The organism is Kitasatospora sp. NPDC059648 (genome assembly GCF_042734825.1).
In the GTDB taxonomy this organism is placed as follows: Bacteria; Actinomycetota; Actinomycetes; order Streptomycetales; family Streptomycetaceae; genus Kitasatospora.
Window position 1 is genome coordinate 1 of sequence record NZ_JBHWDU010000128.1, and the last position, 16,167, is coordinate 16,167.

Annotated in this window: 14 protein-coding genes; 8 read left to right on the forward strand and 6 right to left on the reverse strand. The window is 72.7% G+C overall.

Annotated elements, in window-relative coordinates; all coding sequences use genetic code 11:
* The first annotated feature begins 355 nt into the window (after positions 1 to 355).
* The 5 genes from ACFV1W_RS37775 (at position 356) to rny (ending at position 5,659) form a co-directional block, all read left to right on the forward strand.
* Positions 356 to 550, forward strand: coding sequence for a DUF3046 domain-containing protein (locus tag ACFV1W_RS37775; protein WP_380421818.1), 195 nt, complete (start codon positions 356 to 358; stop codon positions 548 to 550).
* A 36-nt stretch (positions 551 to 586) separates the two neighbouring features.
* Positions 587 to 1,801, forward strand: a complete 1,215-nt coding sequence (locus ACFV1W_RS37780; protein ID WP_380421819.1) for an AI-2E family transporter — start codon at positions 587 to 589, stop codon at positions 1,799 to 1,801.
* A 210-nt stretch (positions 1,802 to 2,011) separates the two neighbouring features.
* Positions 2,012 to 3,127 (forward strand): recombinase RecA, encoded by a 1,116-nt coding sequence (recA, locus tag ACFV1W_RS37785; RefSeq protein ID WP_380421820.1) that lies wholly within the window; start codon positions 2,012 to 2,014, stop codon positions 3,125 to 3,127.
* Between the two features lie 4 nt (positions 3,128 to 3,131).
* Complete coding sequence (gene recX, locus ACFV1W_RS37790; protein ID WP_380421821.1) at positions 3,132 to 4,064, forward strand: recombination regulator RecX; 933 nt, start codon at positions 3,132 to 3,134, stop codon at positions 4,062 to 4,064.
* Positions 4,065 to 4,192: 128 nt separating this feature from the next.
* Positions 4,193 to 5,659 carry a ribonuclease Y gene (gene rny, locus ACFV1W_RS37795; protein ID WP_380421822.1) on the forward strand — a complete coding sequence of 489 codons (1,467 nt, stop codon included), beginning with the start codon at positions 4,193 to 4,195 and terminating at the stop codon, positions 5,657 to 5,659.
* On the opposite strand, the gene ACFV1W_RS37800 is transcribed toward rny, so the two are convergent.
* From ACFV1W_RS37800 to ACFV1W_RS37820, 5 genes are all read right to left on the reverse strand, one after another.
* The gene (locus tag ACFV1W_RS37800; protein WP_380421823.1) at positions 5,656 to 7,371 is read right to left on the reverse strand and encodes an FAD-dependent monooxygenase; all 1,716 of its coding nucleotides are present in this window, start codon (positions 7,369 to 7,371) and stop codon (positions 5,656 to 5,658) included. The two genes, rny and ACFV1W_RS37800, sit on opposite strands and share 4 nt — an antisense overlap.
* A gap of 122 nt (positions 7,372 to 7,493) precedes the next feature.
* Entirely contained in the window at positions 7,494 to 8,339 is an 846-nt protein-coding gene (locus tag ACFV1W_RS37805; RefSeq protein WP_380421824.1) for an amino acid ABC transporter permease, read from the reverse strand.
* Positions 8,336 to 8,986, reverse strand: a complete 651-nt coding sequence (locus ACFV1W_RS37810; RefSeq protein WP_380421825.1) for an amino acid ABC transporter permease — start codon at positions 8,984 to 8,986, stop codon at positions 8,336 to 8,338. The genes ACFV1W_RS37805 and ACFV1W_RS37810 overlap by 4 nt, the downstream gene beginning before the upstream one ends.
* A 43-nt stretch (positions 8,987 to 9,029) precedes the next feature.
* Positions 9,030 to 9,932 carry a glutamate ABC transporter substrate-binding protein gene (locus ACFV1W_RS37815; protein ID WP_380421826.1) on the reverse strand — a complete coding sequence of 301 codons (903 nt, stop codon included), beginning with the start codon at positions 9,930 to 9,932 and terminating at the stop codon, positions 9,030 to 9,032.
* A 118-nt stretch (positions 9,933 to 10,050) separates the two neighbouring features.
* On the reverse strand, positions 10,051 to 10,824 hold the full coding sequence (locus ACFV1W_RS37820) for an amino acid ABC transporter ATP-binding protein (RefSeq protein ID WP_380421827.1): 774 nt from the start codon (positions 10,822 to 10,824) through the stop codon (positions 10,051 to 10,053).
* Positions 10,825 to 11,215: 391 nt separating this feature from the next.
* Here ACFV1W_RS37820 and ACFV1W_RS37825 point away from each other — a divergent pair, with 391 nt between their 5' ends.
* Positions 11,216 to 11,974 (forward strand): response regulator transcription factor, encoded by a 759-nt coding sequence (locus tag ACFV1W_RS37825; RefSeq protein WP_380421828.1) that lies wholly within the window; start codon positions 11,216 to 11,218, stop codon positions 11,972 to 11,974.
* A gap of 6 nt (positions 11,975 to 11,980) precedes the next feature.
* The gene (locus ACFV1W_RS37830) at positions 11,981 to 13,414 is read left to right on the forward strand and encodes a sensor histidine kinase (protein ID WP_380421829.1); all 1,434 of its coding nucleotides are present in this window, start codon (positions 11,981 to 11,983) and stop codon (positions 13,412 to 13,414) included.
* A 12-nt stretch (positions 13,415 to 13,426) separates the two neighbouring features.
* Here the strand turns inward: ACFV1W_RS37830 and ACFV1W_RS37835 are convergent, their stop codons facing one another.
* Complete coding sequence (locus tag ACFV1W_RS37835) at positions 13,427 to 14,446, reverse strand: TAXI family TRAP transporter solute-binding subunit (RefSeq protein ID WP_380421830.1); 1,020 nt, start codon at positions 14,444 to 14,446, stop codon at positions 13,427 to 13,429.
* A 139-nt stretch (positions 14,447 to 14,585) separates the two neighbouring features.
* On the opposite strand from ACFV1W_RS37835, the gene miaB reads away from it, so the two are divergent.
* Positions 14,586 to 16,124 carry a tRNA (N6-isopentenyl adenosine(37)-C2)-methylthiotransferase MiaB gene (gene miaB / locus ACFV1W_RS37840; RefSeq protein WP_380421831.1) on the forward strand — a complete coding sequence of 513 codons (1,539 nt, stop codon included), beginning with the start codon at positions 14,586 to 14,588 and terminating at the stop codon, positions 16,122 to 16,124.
* Positions 16,125 to 16,167: the final 43 nt, after the last annotated feature.

A 16,167-nucleotide genomic window follows, 5' to 3' on the forward strand; every position in this document is an offset into this window, starting at 1 on the left:
GGCCCGGGGGGGGGGGGGGGCGGGGGCGTGGCCGGGGGTGGCCGCTCGGGGGGCTGGGTGATTTTCGGACTGCCGACTCTCATCGTGGGGTGCTGGGGGTCGTCGGCAGTCTGAAAATCACCCGTCACGCCCCCTTCCGCAGCCACCCCCTCCACCGCCCCTCCCGCAGCGCGTCCCTCTCGCCTGGGTCGGGTGTGTGTGGGGGTGGGGGAGGTGGAGGGGGTGGGCGCGCGGGGTGGTGGGTGGTGGGCGCGCGAGGCGTCGCCTGCGCGACTGAGAGCAGGGTGTCGTGGGGGGGTGGGGCGTCGCCGACGCGCCCGCGAGGGAGGGGTGGGACTCCGGGATACTGGGGGGTATGAGGCTGACCGAGTTCTGGCGACGGATGTATGCGCACTTCGGGGAGGGGTACGCGGAGTCGTTCGCGTCTGATCACGTGATGAGTGAGTTGGGCGGGCGGACGGTGCGGCAGGCGTTGGAGGCGGGGTGGGAGGCCAAGGACGTGTGGCGGGTGGTGTGCGAGACGCAGGGGGTTTCGGCGTCGCTGCGCTGAGCGGTCGGTGTGGGGGCGGTGGGCCAGACTGTTCGGGTGACTACGAGTGGAGAGCAGGAGCGCCTGCGGGGTGCCGAGGGGGAACGGGCCGGGCGTGATGGGGTGTTGTGGGGCGGGATGCCGCCCTGGTTGCCCCGGGCGATGGTGCTGTTCCTGGTGCTGGTCGGGCTGTTCCAGCTCGCGGACTGGGCTTTTCGGCAGCTGATCGACCTGTTCGTGATGTTGTTGGTGGCGTTCTTCCTCTCGTTGGCGCTGGAGCCGGCCGTGGACCGGATGGCGGCGCGGGGGGTGCGCCGGGGGGTGGGGACCTTCCTGGTGTTCGTGGCGGTCGGGGTGGCGGTGGTGGGGTTCCTCGCGGCGCTCGGCACGCTGTTGGTGGATCAGGTGGCGAAGATCGCCGGAGACATGCCGCACCTGGTCGACAATCTGATGGGCTGGGTCAACCGGACGTTCCACCAGGACCTGTCGCTGGGCGAGTTGCAGAAGCGGGTGCTGAAGGACTCCGGGACGATCGAGGGGTACGCCCAACAGGCGGCGGACAACGTCTGGGGTGTCTCGTCGACGCTGATCGGCGGGCTGTTCCAGACGTTCACGGTGGGGCTGTTCACCTTCTACTTCACCGCCGAGGGGCCGCGGGTTCGGCGGACGGTGTGCTCGTTGCTGCCGCCCGCCAGGCAGGGGGAGGTGTTGCGGGCCTGGGAGATCGCGCTGGCCAAGACGGGTGGCTACCTGTACTCCCGGGCGGTGCTGGCGGTGGTGTCGGCGGCCGGGCACTGGGTGATGTTCGCGCTGATCGACCTGCCGTACTCGGCCGCGCTGGCCATCTGGGTCGGCGTCATGTCGCAGTTCGTGCCGACCATCGGGACGTACCTGGCGGGTGCGCTGCCGGTGCTGGTCGCGCTGACCGTGGAGCCGGTGGACGCGTTGTGGGTGCTCGTCTTCACGGTGGTCTACCAGCAGATCGAGAACTACGTGCTGCACCCGAGGATCACCGCGAGGACGGTGGACGTGCACCCGGCGGTGGCCTTCGGCGCGGTGATCGCGGGGGCGGCGCTGCTGGGGGCGGTGGGCGCCCTGATCGCGATCCCGGCGGCGGCGACCCTGCAGGGCTTCGTCGGGACGTATGTGCGGCGGTACGAGGTGGCGACCGATCCGCGGATCGACCGGGGCGAGCAGCGGCGGGCCCGCCGGGAGCTGCGGCGCGAGGCGGCGCGGCGGCTGCGCCGGATGGTCGGCGGCGACGGGCAGTGACGGACGGTGCCGGGGCGGGCGGCCGGGGGTGACCCTGCCAGCCGCCCCGCGGCGTGTTCGGAGCCGCGAGGCTTGAATCGAACAGATGTTCTTTGTACTCTCCGGCGAGGAGTTTTCCACAGGCCGAGCCGGGTGGGGCTCGTTTGTCAGTGGGACGCGCTAGCGTCGATGACGATGAAGCGCACAGCACAGAACCCGAGGGAAAAAGCCATGGCAGGTACGGACCGCGAGAAGGCCCTGGAGACCGCGCTCGCCCAGATCGAGCGGCAGTTCGGCAAGGGCTCGGTGATGCGCCTCGGTGAGAAGGCGAACGAGCCGGTCGAGGTGATCTCCACCGGGTCGACCGCCCTGGACGTCGCCCTCGGGGTCGGCGGCATCCCGCGCGGCCGAGTGATCGAGATCTACGGCCCCGAGTCCTCCGGCAAGACCACCCTGACCCTGCACCTGGCCGCCAACGCCCAGCGGGCCGGCGGCACGGTCGCCTTCGTCGACGCGGAGCACGCGCTCGACCCCGAGTACGCCAAGAAGCTCGGCGTGGACACCGACGCCCTGCTGGTCAGCCAGCCGGACACCGGTGAGCAGGCCCTGGAGATCACCGACATGCTGATCCGCTCCGGCGCGATCGACCTGGTGATCATCGACTCGGTCGCGGCCCTCGTCCCGCGCGCCGAGATCGAGGGCGAGATGGGTGACTCGCACGTCGGTCTGCAGGCCCGCCTGATGAGCCAGGCGCTGCGCAAGATCGCCGGTGCGCTGAACCAGTCGAACACCACCGCCATCTTCATCAACCAGCTGCGCGAGAAGATCGGCGTGATGTTCGGCTCGCCGGAGACCACGACGGGTGGCCGGGCGCTGAAGTTCTACGCCTCGGTCCGACTGGACATCCGCCGGATCGAGACCCTGAAGGACGGCACCGAGGCGGTCGGCAACCGCACCCGCGTCAAGGTCGTCAAGAACAAGGTCGCCGCGCCGTTCAAGCAGGCCGAGTTCGACATCCTCTACGGCATCGGCATCAGCCGCGAGGGCGGCCTGATCGACATGGGCGTGGAGCACGGGTTCATCCGCAAGTCCGGCGCCTGGTACACCTACGAGGGCGACCAGCTCGGCCAGGGCAAGGAGAACGCCCGCAACTTCCTGCGGGACAACCCGCAGCTCGCCGACGAGATCGAGCGGAAGATCAAGGGCAAGCTCGGCATCGGGCCGAAGACCGAGGAGCCGGCCGAGGCCGCGCCGGAGGCCGTCGCCGCCGACGGCGCCGCGAAGCCGATCGCCGCGACCGCCGCCAAGACGGCCGCGGCGAAGAAGACGGCGGCTGCCAAGGCCTGAGCCGTTGACGCAGTACGACATGGTGGGCGCAGGCCCGGCGGGCCCGGAGGACGACGACTACGGGCCGCCGGACTGGTTCGCCGCGGTCGCGGAGCCCGAACCTGAGCCGCGGCCACGGTCCGACCGGACTCCGGTCCGGGTGGCGCGCGGCGCGGCGCCCGGACCGGCTCAGCCGGTGGAGGCGCTCGGCCTGGTCTCCGCCTCCGAGCTGCCCTCCGGCCGCCGCCGGCGTCGCTCGGCGCTGGCCGAGGAGTCGGAGGCCGCAGGCGGCGGCATGCCCGCGGCGCGGGGTCCGGGCGGGAGCGATGCGGCCGGTCACGGGGGTGCGGCCGCCTCGCCCGCCCGAGCTCGCCGCGGTCGGCGGAGCACGCGCTCCGCCGAGGGCCCGCCGGGCGAGGAGGACGCCGCCCGTCCCTCCCGCAAGCGGGCCGAGGAGGAGGCCGATCCGGAGAGCCGCGCCCGGGGCATCTGCCTGCGGCTGCTCACCGGTGCGGCCAAGTCGCGCAAGCAGCTCGCCGACGCCCTGCGCAAGCGGGAGATCCCGGAGGACGTCGCCGAGGAGGTGCTCACCCGGCTGGAGGAGGTCGGGCTGATCGACGACGCCGCCTTCGCCGCCGCCTGGGTGGAGTCCCGGCACGCCGTCCGGGGCCTGTCCCGGCGGGCGCTGGCCCAGGAGCTGCGCACCAAGGGAGTGGCCGCCGACCTGGTCGAGCAGGCCGTCGCCCAGCTCGACCACGACGACGAGACGGACGCGGCCCGGGCGCTGGTCGAGCGCAAGCTGCGGTCCACCCGGGGGCTGGACCCGCAGGTCCGCACCCGGCGGCTGGTCGGGATGCTGGCCCGACGCGGCTACTCCGAGGGGCTGGCCTTCCGGGTGGTGCGCGGCGCGCTGGAGGAGGAGGCGTCCGGTGAACCGGCCGGGACGCAGTGGGAGTAGCGGAGGATCAGCGGGTTTTTGGTCTGAACCAGGGCCAGTCTTGACCCTTTCGTGACCCGCACCTAGCCTCGCACTCAGTGCGGGGCCGCTTCCGGACGTGCCCCGCGCAGGGACGGGGAGTGGGGCGGATGAGGATCTCGGCGGGCATCGGCACGGGTGGCGCCCTGGTGCCGGTCGTCGGGGCGGGCGTCGCCGTCCTGCTGGTGCTCGCGGTGCTGGCCGTGGTGATCGGGCGACTGCGGGCCGCGCAGCGGCAGGCCCTGGCCGAGGCCGAGCGGGACCGCCGACAGGCCGAGGAACAGTCCGCTCGGCAGCGGACCGAACTCGCCCGCCGCGAGGAGAACCTGGCCGAGGAGCTGCGCCGACTGCGCCGACGGGAGGACGAACTCGCACAGCGCTCGGCCGAGTTGGATCGATCGCGGGGCGAAGTCGAGGTGCTGGCGGCCCGTCGGGCCGAGGCGCTGGAGCGTGCCGCCGGGCTCTCCGCCGAGCAGGCGCACGCCCAACTGCTCCGCGAGGCCGAGGAGTCGGCCCGGCGGGAGGCGGCCGTCACGGTCCGGGAGATCGAGCGCGGGGCGAGGGAGGAGGGCGAGCGCCGGGCCCGGGACATCCTCGCAGCGGCGCTCCAGCGGCTGGCCTCGGAGCAGACCGCGGAGACCGCCGTCACCGTCTTCCGGCTGCCCGGCGAGGGCATGAAGGGCCGGATCATCGGCCGCGAGGGCCGCAACATCCGCGCCTTCGAGGCGGCCACCGGCGTCAACCTGATCATCGACGACACCCCCGCCTCGGTGCAGCTCTCCTGCTTCGACCCGGTCCGCCGGGAGGCCGCCCGGCTCACCCTGGAACAGCTGGTCGAGGACGGCCGGATCCAGCCGAGCCGGATCGAGCACGTCCACGAGCGCAGCCGGCTGGAGGTCGAGCAGCGCTGCGTACGGGCCGGTGAGGAAGCCCTGCTGGACGCCCGGATCGGTGGGATGCACCCCGAACTCGTGCGCACCCTGGGCTCGCTGCGCTACCGCGCCTCCTACGGGCAGAACGTGCTCGGGCACCTGCTGGAGTCCGCGCACCTGGCCGGGATGATGGCCGCCGAACTGGGGGTGGACCCTGAGCCGGTGCGCCGGGCGGCGCTGCTGCACGACATCGGCAAGGCGCTCACCCACGAGGCCGAGGGCAGCCACGCGGCGGTCGGCGCGGACCTCGCCCGGCGGTTCGGGGAGGACCCGGAGGTGGTGCACGCGATAGCCGCGCACCACGGCGAGGTGGAGCCCCGTACCGTGACGGCCGTGCTGACCCAGGCTGCGGACGCCTGCTCAGGCGGGCGGCCGGGGGCGCGCAAGGAGTCGCTGGAACTGTACGTGCGGCGGCTGGCCCGGCTGGAGGAGATCGCACGCTCGCACCCGGGGGTGGCCGAGGTGTACGCGATGCAGGCCGGGCGCGAGGTCCGGGTGATGGTGCGGCCGGACGCGGTGGACGACCTCGGTGCGGAGCTGATCGCCCGTGAGGTGGCCCGGCAGGTCTCGGCGGAGCTCACCTACCCGGGTCAGATCCGGGTCACGGTCGTCCGGGAGAGCCGGGCCACGGCCGTCGCCGGTTAGCTGGCGGAATCCACTTCCTGGGGCTCCTGGGCCGGCTCCGGTTCGGGCTGGGCGGCGATCGGGGCCGGGCCGCCGCGGGCGCGGTCGGCGAGTGCCAGGAGCTCCTCGGCGGCGGCGCCCTGGGTGACGCCGACCAGGTGGCCGTCCGGGCGGATCAGCAGCACGGTGTGCGGCCCGGCGCCGGGGTACTCCTCGGTGACGAGCACCTCGGCCGGCACCGGCAGCGCGGCGGCGACCTCGGCCAGCCGGGGCATCAGCCCGGCGCCGAGCCAGTGCTCGGCCGACCAGACGGTTGTGCCGGGGGCGACCAGGAGCAGCAGGAAGGTGGTGCCGAGCCGGGCGTGCAGGTGGTCCGGGGTGCCGTCGTCGGCGAGCACCGGCAGGTCCGGGACGAGCACGCCGGGGGCGGTGGCGGGCAGCAGCTCGCTGAGCGAGGTGGCGCCGCGCGCGCCGCGTTGCACCGGCACCCGGCCGGGGACGCCGGAGGGCGCCGCCGGGTAGGCGGGAGCGCCGCCGAAGCGGCCGGTGCCCAGCTGGCCGTCGGCGAGCAGCGGGGCGTGCTTGCGGAAGCCGCCGACCAGCAGCGAGCGCCGGGTCTGCTGCCAGCCGCGCAGCGGGCGCAGCAGCGGCATGGACTGGTCGACGGCGCGCAGTCGGGCACCGACCGCGCCGCGGCGTTCGGCCTCGTAGCCGTCCAGCAGGGAGCCACCGGGCTGGGGGCCGCCGGAGTGGAGGTGCCAGGCGAGGGCGAGCCGCCAGGCGAGGTTGTCGGCGTCGCGCAGCCCGTCGGCGAGGTTCTGCATGCCGAGTGCGCCGTGCAGGTGGGCGGCGTCGCCGGCCAGGAAGCAGCGGCCGCTGCGGAAGCGGGCGGCCAGGCGCTGCTGGGCGGTGTGGTCGGCGGCGGCGAGCAGCTCGTAGCGGGGGAGTTCGCCGCACCAGCCGGTGAGGGTCGAGGTGACCCGGGTGAGCAGGGTGTCGCCGGTGACGATGCCGGGCCAGGTGGCGTGCGGGTCGACCGGTTCGGTGGGAGCGGGCCGGCCCGGGGGCAGTCGCCAGTCGAGCCGCCAGACGCCGTCCGGCAGCGGCCGCGCGGTGGCTTCGCGGTCGCCGCGCCACGGGGGTTCGCGGTGCAGCCGGGCGCCGTCGAAGGGCAGGTCGACCCGGACGGTGGCGACGGCGTTGCGGTCGACGGCCGGGCGGCCGGGGAAGCGGATCTTCAGCAGCTTGCGGACGGTGGAGCGGGCGCCGTCGCAGCCGACCAGGTGGCTGCCGCGCCACCAGGCGGCGGTGCCGTCCTGGGTGCCGTGGGTGCGGACGCTGACCCCGTCCCGGTCCTGTTCGAGCTCGACGACCCGGTTCAGGGGGACCAGCCGGACCAGCGGGGTGCCGGTCAGGGCGTCGCGCAGGCCGCGCTGGAGGCGGTGCTGGGGGAGGTGGAAGGTGGGCGAGTCGGTGAGGTCGATCCGCAGCACCTCCTGGCGGCGACGCCAGATGGCGAAGGAGTCCCACAGCGCCGAGTCGGAGACGGCCCGGGAGTAGCCGATCCTGGTCAGGAAGGCGGTGGCGTCGGCGCCGAGGACGACGCTGCGGGGGCCCTCGGGGCAGAGCCCGGAGCCCTCGTCCAGGACGACGGTCGGCACCTCGTGCCGGGCCAGCGCGAGGGCCAGGGCCAGACCGACCGGTCCGGCCCCGACCACGATCACCGGGTCCATGCGGGGACCTCCGGGCACGAACCGGCCCATGGGCCGGCGTCAGTTACCGCTGCCGCATATGCCGCGTGGATGCTCCCGGGAGGTGTCACGAACAGCAATGCAACAGTTCACCTGCGTGTCCGTCAAGCAGCAGCTGAAGTGCGCCGGTTCGCGCCGCGACGGCCGCGTGCTTCGATCCACCGCGCGAGCGCGGTCAGCAGCAGGCACAGCGCGATGTAGATCGGCGCGATCACCAGCACCACGGGGATGTAGGGGAAGCCCGCGGCGTTCATCGGCTGGCTGGCGATCTTCTTGCCCATGAACAGCAGCTCGTTGTACGTGATGATGTAGCCGAGCGAGGTGTCCTTGAGGGTGACGACCAGCTGGCCGATCATCGACGGCAGCATCGAGCGGACGGCCTGCGGCACCAGGATGGTGGACATCACCTGGGTCTTGCGCATCCCGAGGGCGTACGCCGCCTCGCCCTGGCCGCGCGGGACGGCGTTGACGCCGCTGCGGATGATCTCGGCCTGGACCGAGCCGTTGTAGAGGGTGAGGCCGAGCACCAGCGCCCACATCGGGTCCTTGGCGAAGAACGCGTAGTAGAGCGCCACGATCAGGATCAGCAGCGGCATCGCCCGGAAGAACTGGACGACCGCGGTGCAGACCCAGCGGACCGGCCGGTGGTCGGAGAGCGTGCCGGAGGCCAGCAGCGCGCCCAGGGTGAGCGAGAAGGCGGCCGCCAGGCCGAAGGCCTTCAGGGTGGCCAGCAGGCCGTCCACGATCATCTGCTGGACGAAGTTGTACTGGAACGGGTCCCACAGGTCGGCGTCGAACTGGCCGTTGTCGGCGAGCGCGCTGACGGCGTACCAGAGCAGCCCCGCGATGCCGAGCAGCGAGAGCACGCCGAACAGCCGGTAGCGGGCGCGGGTCCGGGGGCCGGGGATGTCGTAGAGGACGCTCGCCGAGTCCTGCCGCTGGAGACTCATCGGACCACCGCCAGTCGGGATTCCAGGAAGCGGAAGAGGGAGGCGACCGTCGCGCTGATCAGCAGGTAGGCGCAGGCCACCCAGAAGAAGATCGAGAAGATCGAGTAGCCGCGCTCGGAGAAGGTCTGCTGGGCGCTGTACAGCTCGCTGACGCTGAACGCGCCGGCGATCGCCGAGTTCCTGGGCAGCGCGATGAACACGCTGCTCATCGGGCCCAGCACCGTCCGGGAGGCCTGTGGCAGGACCACCAGGGTGAGGGTCTGGAAGAAGTTCATGCCGAGGCTGCGGGCCGCCTCCGCCTGGCCGAGCGGCACGGTGTTGATGCCGGAGCGGATCACCTCGCAGACGAACGAGGCGGTGTACCCGCCGAGCGCCAGCACCGCGAAGGTGAGGTGGCTGAAGTGCACCCCGAGCGGCGGCAGGCCGAAGGTGACGGCGAAGAACAGCAGGGTCAGCGGGGTGTTGCGGAACAGCGTCACCCAGGTGGTGCCGAAGGCGCGCAGGACCGGCACCGGGGAGACCCGGAAGGCCGCCAGCAGGGTGCCCAGCAGCAGGGCGAGCAGGGCGCTGAGCGCGCTCAGCTCGATCGTCTGCAGGAAGCCGTCGCGGAACAACGCGAAGTTGTCCTGCTCGAACAGGAACCCCATCCGGCGGCCCTCCTCTCACAGATGGTCGGGAAGCGGGGGTGGATCAGTAGCGGTCGAGGGTCGGGATCGCCGGGGCGGCCGAACCGGACGCGCCCAGGGTCGCGTCGTAGGCCTTCTTCCAGTCGCCGTTGTCCTCGTGGGCCTTCAGGGCGTCGCTGATCGCGTCGCGCAGCACCTTGTCGTCCTTGTTCAGGCCGACGCCGTAGTTCTCCTTGGTGAACGGCTTGCCGACCACCTTGAGCTTGGGGGCGTACTTGGAGGCGTAGCCCTTGAGGATCGCGTCGTCGGTGGTGACCGCGTCGACCTCGCCGGACATCAGCTTCTCGACGCAGGCCGAGTAGGTGTCGAACTGGGTGACCTTCGGGTTGTACGGCTGGATGTTCTTGATCGAGGTCGAGCCGGTGGCGGTGCAGATGTTCTTGCCGCTGATGCTGTCCGGGCCTGTGATCGAGGTGTTGTCGCTCTTCACCAGGAAGTCCTGGCCGGCGATGTAGTACGGGCCGGCGAAGGAGACCGTCTTCTTGCGCTCGTCGTTGATGCTGTAGGTGCCGACGTAGAAGTCGATCTGGCCCTTGGCGATGGCCGGCTCGCGCTGCGAGGAGACCAGGGTCTGCCACTTGATCTGCTGCGGGGTGAAGCCCAGGTCGGCGGCGACCATCTTGGCTATCTCGATGTCGAAGCCGCTGCGGTCGCCGCTGGCGACGTCCTCCCAGCCGAGGTTCGGCTGGTCGGCCTTGGCGCCGATGATCAGCTGGCCGCGCTTCCTGGCCTCGGTGATGACCGGGGAGTCGATCTTGACGTCGGTCTTGACCGTGTAGGTCGGAAGAGCCGGGGCGTTGCTCGCGGTCGCCGCGTTGGAGGAGGGGGTGCCGTCCTTGCCACAGGCGGCGGTGGCGGTGAGCGCGACGGCACAGAGCGCCACGGCGAGGGTGCGGGAAGTCCTCATGAGGGGTGTACTCCTGGGGCTGGGCCACGGGCGGACCGGGCTCTGGCGTCTGGAAGTCGTGCACGGGCAGGGCCGTCCGGCGCCGTTGCCGGAGGTGGCCCCGCGTGGTCTCGAAGCGTCAGTGGTGCAGGATCTTCGAGAGGAAGTCCTTGGCGCGGTCGGAGCGCGGCGCGGTGAAGAACGCGTCCGGGGTGTTCTGCTCGACGATCTTCCCGTCGGCCATGAACAGCACCCGGTTCGCGGCGGAGCGGGCGAAGCCCATCTCGTGGGTGACGACGACCATCGTCATGCCGTCGGCGGCCAGCTGGCGCATGACCTCCAGCACCTCGTTGACCATCTCCGGGTCGAGCGCGGAGGTCGGCTCGTCGAAGAGCATCACCTTCGGCTTCATCGCCAGCGCCCGGGCGATGGCCACGCGCTGCTGCTGGCCGCCGGAGAGCTGGGCCGGGTACTTGTCCGCCTGCGCGCCGACACCGACCCGGTCGAGCAGCTCGCGGGCGGTCTTCTCGGCGTGCGAGCGGAGCACCTTGCGGACCTTGACCTGGGCCAGGACCACGTTCTCCAGCACGGTCTTGTGCGCGAACAGGTTGAAGCTCTGGAACACCATGCCGACCTCGGCGCGCAGCTTGGCCAGCTCCCGTCCCTCGGCGGGCAGCGGGCGGCCGGACAGGGTGATCGTGCCGGAGTCGATCGTCTCCAGCCGGTTGATCGTCCGGCAGAGCGTGGACTTGCCGGACCCGGAGGGGCCGATCAGCACGACCACCTCGCCCTGCTCGATCTCCAGGTCGATGTCCTGGAGCACGTGCAGCGCGCCGTAGTGCTTGTTGACGTTGCTCAGCACGACCAGCGGGGCGGCTGCGGGGGTGGAGTCCTCGACCGGGCTCTCGGTCATCGCGCCTGCTCCCTACTGTGTCGAACTGGGTCGTTTCGTGCCTACCCAAGAAGTCCCAACTCCCTTGGGTGGCAGAGGTGGTGCGAATCCGGGAGCCGCGACCGGCGGAGCCGCAGCCCCCGGTGGGGCGACCTTAGGAGCGCTGACGGTGCCCCGTCAGCCGATCTGAGCGGAACTTGAGGATCACGAAACGGCCACACGGCGCGTACGCACTGTTCGCGAGTGTGCCGACGGGGCATGTCACAGCGGGAATCCGTGCGGGTGCTCCCCGTCCCCCACGAGCCCGGTACGCGGTCGAACCTGGCGCCGGGCCGCGCACTGGCCCATACTGCGCAGGACCGGGCCCCTACCGAATCGGCCCGGCGACCACGTGGGGAGGGAGGAGAACGGGATGCGACTGCTGCTAGTCGAGGACGACGAACGCGTGGCCGCGGCACTGGTCGCGGTGCTCGGCCGGCACGGCTTCCAGGTGCGGCACGCCCGCAGCGGGCACGAGGCGCTGGACGCCCTGGTGCCGGACGGCGACGAGCCGTACCGCGTCGTGCTGCTCGACCTCGGGCTGCCCGACCGCGACGGCTTCGAGGTGTGCAGCCGGATCCGGGCCGGCAGCGGGGTCCCGGTGATCATGGTGACGGCCCGCGCCGACATCCGCTCCCGGATCCACGGCCTCAACCTGGGCGCCGACGACTACGTCACCAAGCCGTACGACATGGGCGAGCTGCTCGCCCGCATCCACGCGGTGGCCCGCCGCGGCGCCCAGCCGTCCTCGGTGGCGGCGTCCGCGCCCGACGCCGTACCGCAGCAGCGCGGCCCGCTGGAGTCCCGCGGCATCCGGATCGACCGGGAGCGCCGCCGGGTCAGCGTGGACGGTCGCGACGTGCCGCTCACCCGCAAGGAGTTCGACCTGCTGGCGCTGCTCGCCCAGAGCCCCGGCGTGGTCTACCGGCGCGAGCAGATCTTCAGCGAGGTCTGGCGCAGCGGCTGGGAGGGCAACGGCCGCACCCTGGAGGTGCACATCGGCTCGCTGCGCAACAAGCTCGCGCTGCCGGGCCTGGTCGAGGCCGTGCGCGGCGTCGGCTACCGGCTGATCCCCGACGGCCCGACCTCCACCGCGGCCGCCCCGGCCCCGTCTGCCCCCGCGGAGCACTGACCGCACGTGCGCACCCGCCTGCTCGGCATCCTGATCGCCCTCATGCTCTGCGTCCTGGCTGCCCTGGGGCTGCCGCTCGCGGCGGCGTTCGCGGCGGCCGAGCAGAGCAGGGTGGTGGTCGACCGGCTCGACGACGCCGCCCGGTTCGCGCAGGACCTGCCCACCTCCGGCGCCGCCGCCCTGGACTCCGCGCTCAAGGCCGACCCGGAGCCCGCCCCCGGCGACCTCAGCCGGCGGCACGCCATCGAGGCCGAGGTCCAGCGCTACTTCGACCTGTACGGCGTGCGCCTGGGCATCTTCCAGCGCGACGGCGCACCGATCGCGGTCGCGCCGCGCGACTGGCGGGTGCCCGCCGTCGGCTGGGGCGCCCAGGCCTTCCAGGAGGCGCTGGACGGCCGGCGCAGCCACAACCCGCCGCAGGTCTGGCCGTGGTCCCAGGAGCGGACGATCACCGTCGCCGCCCCGGTGGTGCGCGACGGCGACGTGGTCGCGGTGGTGCTGAGCGAGTCCCCGGCCGGGGCGCTGCGGGCCCGGGTGCTGCACAAGTGGCTGGTGCTCGCCGGCGGCGAGGCGGCCGCGATGGCCGTCGCCGTGCTGCTGGCCGTGCGGCTCACCGAGTGGGTGCTGCGCCCGGTGCGCACCCTGGACCGGGCCACCCACGACATAGCGACCGGCCGGATGGCCGCACGGGTCGCACCCGGCGGCGGACCGCCCGAACTCCAGCGGCTGGCGCGGTCGTTCAACGAGATGGCGGACCACGTGGTGCACGCCATGGACCAGCAGAAGGCCTTCGTCGCGGACGCCTCGCACCAGCTGCGCAACCCGCTCTCGGCCCTGCTGCTGCGGGTCGAGGTGCTCGGCCTGGAACTGCCGGAGGGGCACGAGGAGGAGCTCGGCGGTGTGCGGGAGGAGGGCTCCCGGCTGGCCCGGGTGCTGGACGACCTGCTCGGGCTGGCCACCGCCGAGCACGCCCGTCCCGAACCCGAGCAGACCGATCTCGCCCAGCTGACCCTCGCCCGGGTGGACGGCTGGCGGCCGGTGGCCGCACAGCGCGGGATCGACCTGCGCTGGGACGGCCCGGCGCTGGCGATCGGCATGGCGGACCCGATCGGCTTCGGCTCCGCACTGGACGCCGTCCTGGACAACGCGCTCAAGTTCGGCCCGTCCGGCAGCGAGGTGCGGCTGCGGGTAGCGGTGCGCCGGGACGAGGTCGCGGTGACCGTCAGCGACGCCGGACCGGGGCTGACCGAGGACGAGCTGTCCCGGGCCGGGGACCGGTTCTGGCGCAGCGCGCGGCACCAGAACGTGGACGGCTCCGGGCTGGGCCTGTCGATCGCCCGCACCCTGCTGGCGGCCGGCGGCGGCACGCTCGGCTTCGCCCCGGTCGAGCCGACCGGGCTCGCGGTGACCCTGGCGGTGCCGCGGCCGGAACGGCCGTAGGGCCCCGGGGCCCTAGGGTTTCACCGACCGGTAGTAGCGCGCCGCGCCCACGTGCAGCGGGAGCGGGTCGGTGTAGACGGCGGTGCGCAGGTCGACCAGCTGGGCGGCGTGCACCTGGGCGCCGATCTGGTCCCGGCTGTCTATCACCGCCCGGGTCATGCCCTCCACCAAGCCCGGGTCCACGTCGTCCCGGGTGACCAGCAGGTTGGGCACGGCCATGGTGGCGACCGGGTCCTTGGGCTCGGCGTTCGGATAGGTGCCCTTGGGCATGGTGGCCGCCCGGTAGGCGCCGATGCCGTCGCCCTCCGCCTTGTGCAGCGCCTCGGACAGGTCGGCCAGCGGGACGATCCGGATCCGGAAGCGTTCGGAGAGGTCGGTGAGCGCGCTGGTGGGCAGGCCGCCGGACCAGAAGAAGGCGTCCAGCCTGCCCTCGCGCAGCTCGTCCGAGCCGTCGCTGACGCCCGCCGGGACGGCGGTGATGTCGTGGTCCGGGTCCAGCCCGGCCGCGGTCAGCAGCCGCCTGGTCACCAGGTTCACCCCGGACTGCGGCAGCCCGACGCCGACCCGCAGGCCCTTGAGGTCGGCGGTGCGGTGCACCGGGGAGTCGGCCGGGACGATCAGCTGCAGGTAGTCGTCGTACAGCCGGGCGATCGCCCGCAGCCGGTCCTTGCCGGGGCCCTGGTAGGCGGCGACCGCGTCGGCGGTGGCGATGGCGAAGGTGTCCTGGCCGTTGATCACCCTGGTCAGGTTCTCCACCGAGCCGTCGGTGCTGTCCAGGGCCAGCCGCACCCCCGGCATGGTCTGCGAGACGTGGGCCCGCAGCAGTTGCCCGTACCGGTCGTAGACCCCGCGCGGGACGCCGGTCGCGAAGTGGGTCTCCCCGCGCGGGTACCCGGGCGAGCGGCCCGCGGACAGCCACCAGCCGCCCAGGCCGGCGACCAGCAGTACCAGCACCAGCACCGTCCGCCACAACGGGCTGCGGGCCGCGCGACGGACGGCGGCGCCGAGACGTGACGGAACGGTGGGGGTCATGCAGGGATAGTGCCAGGCGCTTGGGCCGAACGGGAGGGGAACGGACCGGCGAAGCTGCGGGAGCCGATCGGCGAAGCTCCGGGACCGCCGCGGTGAAGCTCCGGAAAAACCGGCTCGCGGCTGCCCGTACCCTGGTCTGGTGAGCGGTGAGAGCGGATTGAAGAGCTACAAGGTCGTCACGCACGGCTGTCAGATGAACGTCCACGACTCCGAGCGGCTGTCCGGCCTGCTGGAGGACGCCGGGTACGTCAAGGCCGGTCCGGACGGCGACCCGGACCTGGTCGTGTTCAACACCTGTGCGGTGCGCGAGAACGCCGACAACAAGCTGTACGGCAACCTCGGACAGCTCGCGCCGGCCAAGAGCCGCCACCAGGGCATGCAGATCGCCGTCGGCGGCTGCCTGGCCCAGAAGGACCGCGAGACCATCGTCAAGCGCGCCCCCTGGGTCGACGTGGTGTTCGGCACCCACAACATCGGCCACCTGCCGGCGCTGCTGGAGCGGGCCGCCGTCGAGCGCAAGGCCCAGGTCGAGATCCTGGAGTCGCTGGAGACCTTCCCCTCCACGCTGCCCACCCGCCGCGAGTCCGCGTACGCGGCCTGGGTCGCCATCTCGGTCGGCTGCAACAACACCTGCACCTTCTGCATCGTCCCCGCGCTGCGCGGCAAGGAGGAGGACCGCCGCCCCGGCGACGTCCTCGCCGAGATCGAGGCGCTGGTGGACGAGGGCGTCATCGAGGTGACCCTGCTCGGCCAGAACGTCAACGCCTACGGCTCCGACCTGGGCGACCGCGAGGCCTTCTCCAAGCTGCTGCGCGCGGCCGGCCAGATCGAGGGCCTGGAGCGGATCCGCTTCACCTCGCCGCACCCGCGCGACTTCACCGACGACGTGATCGCCGCGATGGCCGAGACCCCGAGCGTGATGCACCAGCTGCACATGCCGCTGCAGTCCGGCTCGGACCGCGTCCTCAAGGCGATGCGCCGCTCCTACCGGCAGGAGCGTTTCCTCGGGATCATCCGCAAGGTCCGCGAGGCGATGCCGGACGCGGCGATCTCCACCGACATCATCGTGGGCTTCCCCGGGGAGACCGAGGAGGACTTCGAGGAGACGATGCACGTCGTCCGCGAGGCCCGCTTCACCAACGCCTTCACCTTCCAGTACTCCAAGCGCCCCGGCACTCCCGCCGCGGAGATGGAGGACCAGGTGCCGAAGGAGGTCGTCCAGGCCCGCTACGACCGGCTGATCGCGCTCCAGGAGGAGATCTCCTGGGACGAGAACAAGAAGCAGGTCGGCCGCGTCCTGGAGGTCCTGGTCGCCGAGGGCGAGGGCAAGAAGGACGACCGGACCCAGCGGCTGTCCGGGCGCGCGCCCGACAACCGGCTGGTCCACTTCAACCCGAGGCTCCGAGGGTCGGACGACGAGCACGGCACGAAGCCGGAGGAGCCGGTGCGCCCGGGCGACATGGTGACCGTCGAGATCACCTACGCCGCCCCGCACCACCTGCTGGCCGAGGGCCCGGCCCTCGCCGTGCGCCGCACCCGGGCGGGCGACGCCTGGGAGAAGCGCCAGGCCAAGGCCGCCGACAAGCCGGCCGGCGTGATGCTCGGCCTGCCGAAGATCGGCGCCCCGGCCGAGCTGCCGCTGGCCGCCCCGGCGGGCGGCGCCTGCTGCGGCGACTGACACCCGCGCCCTGACGGCGGCCCGGCGGGAGCACCTGCGCTCC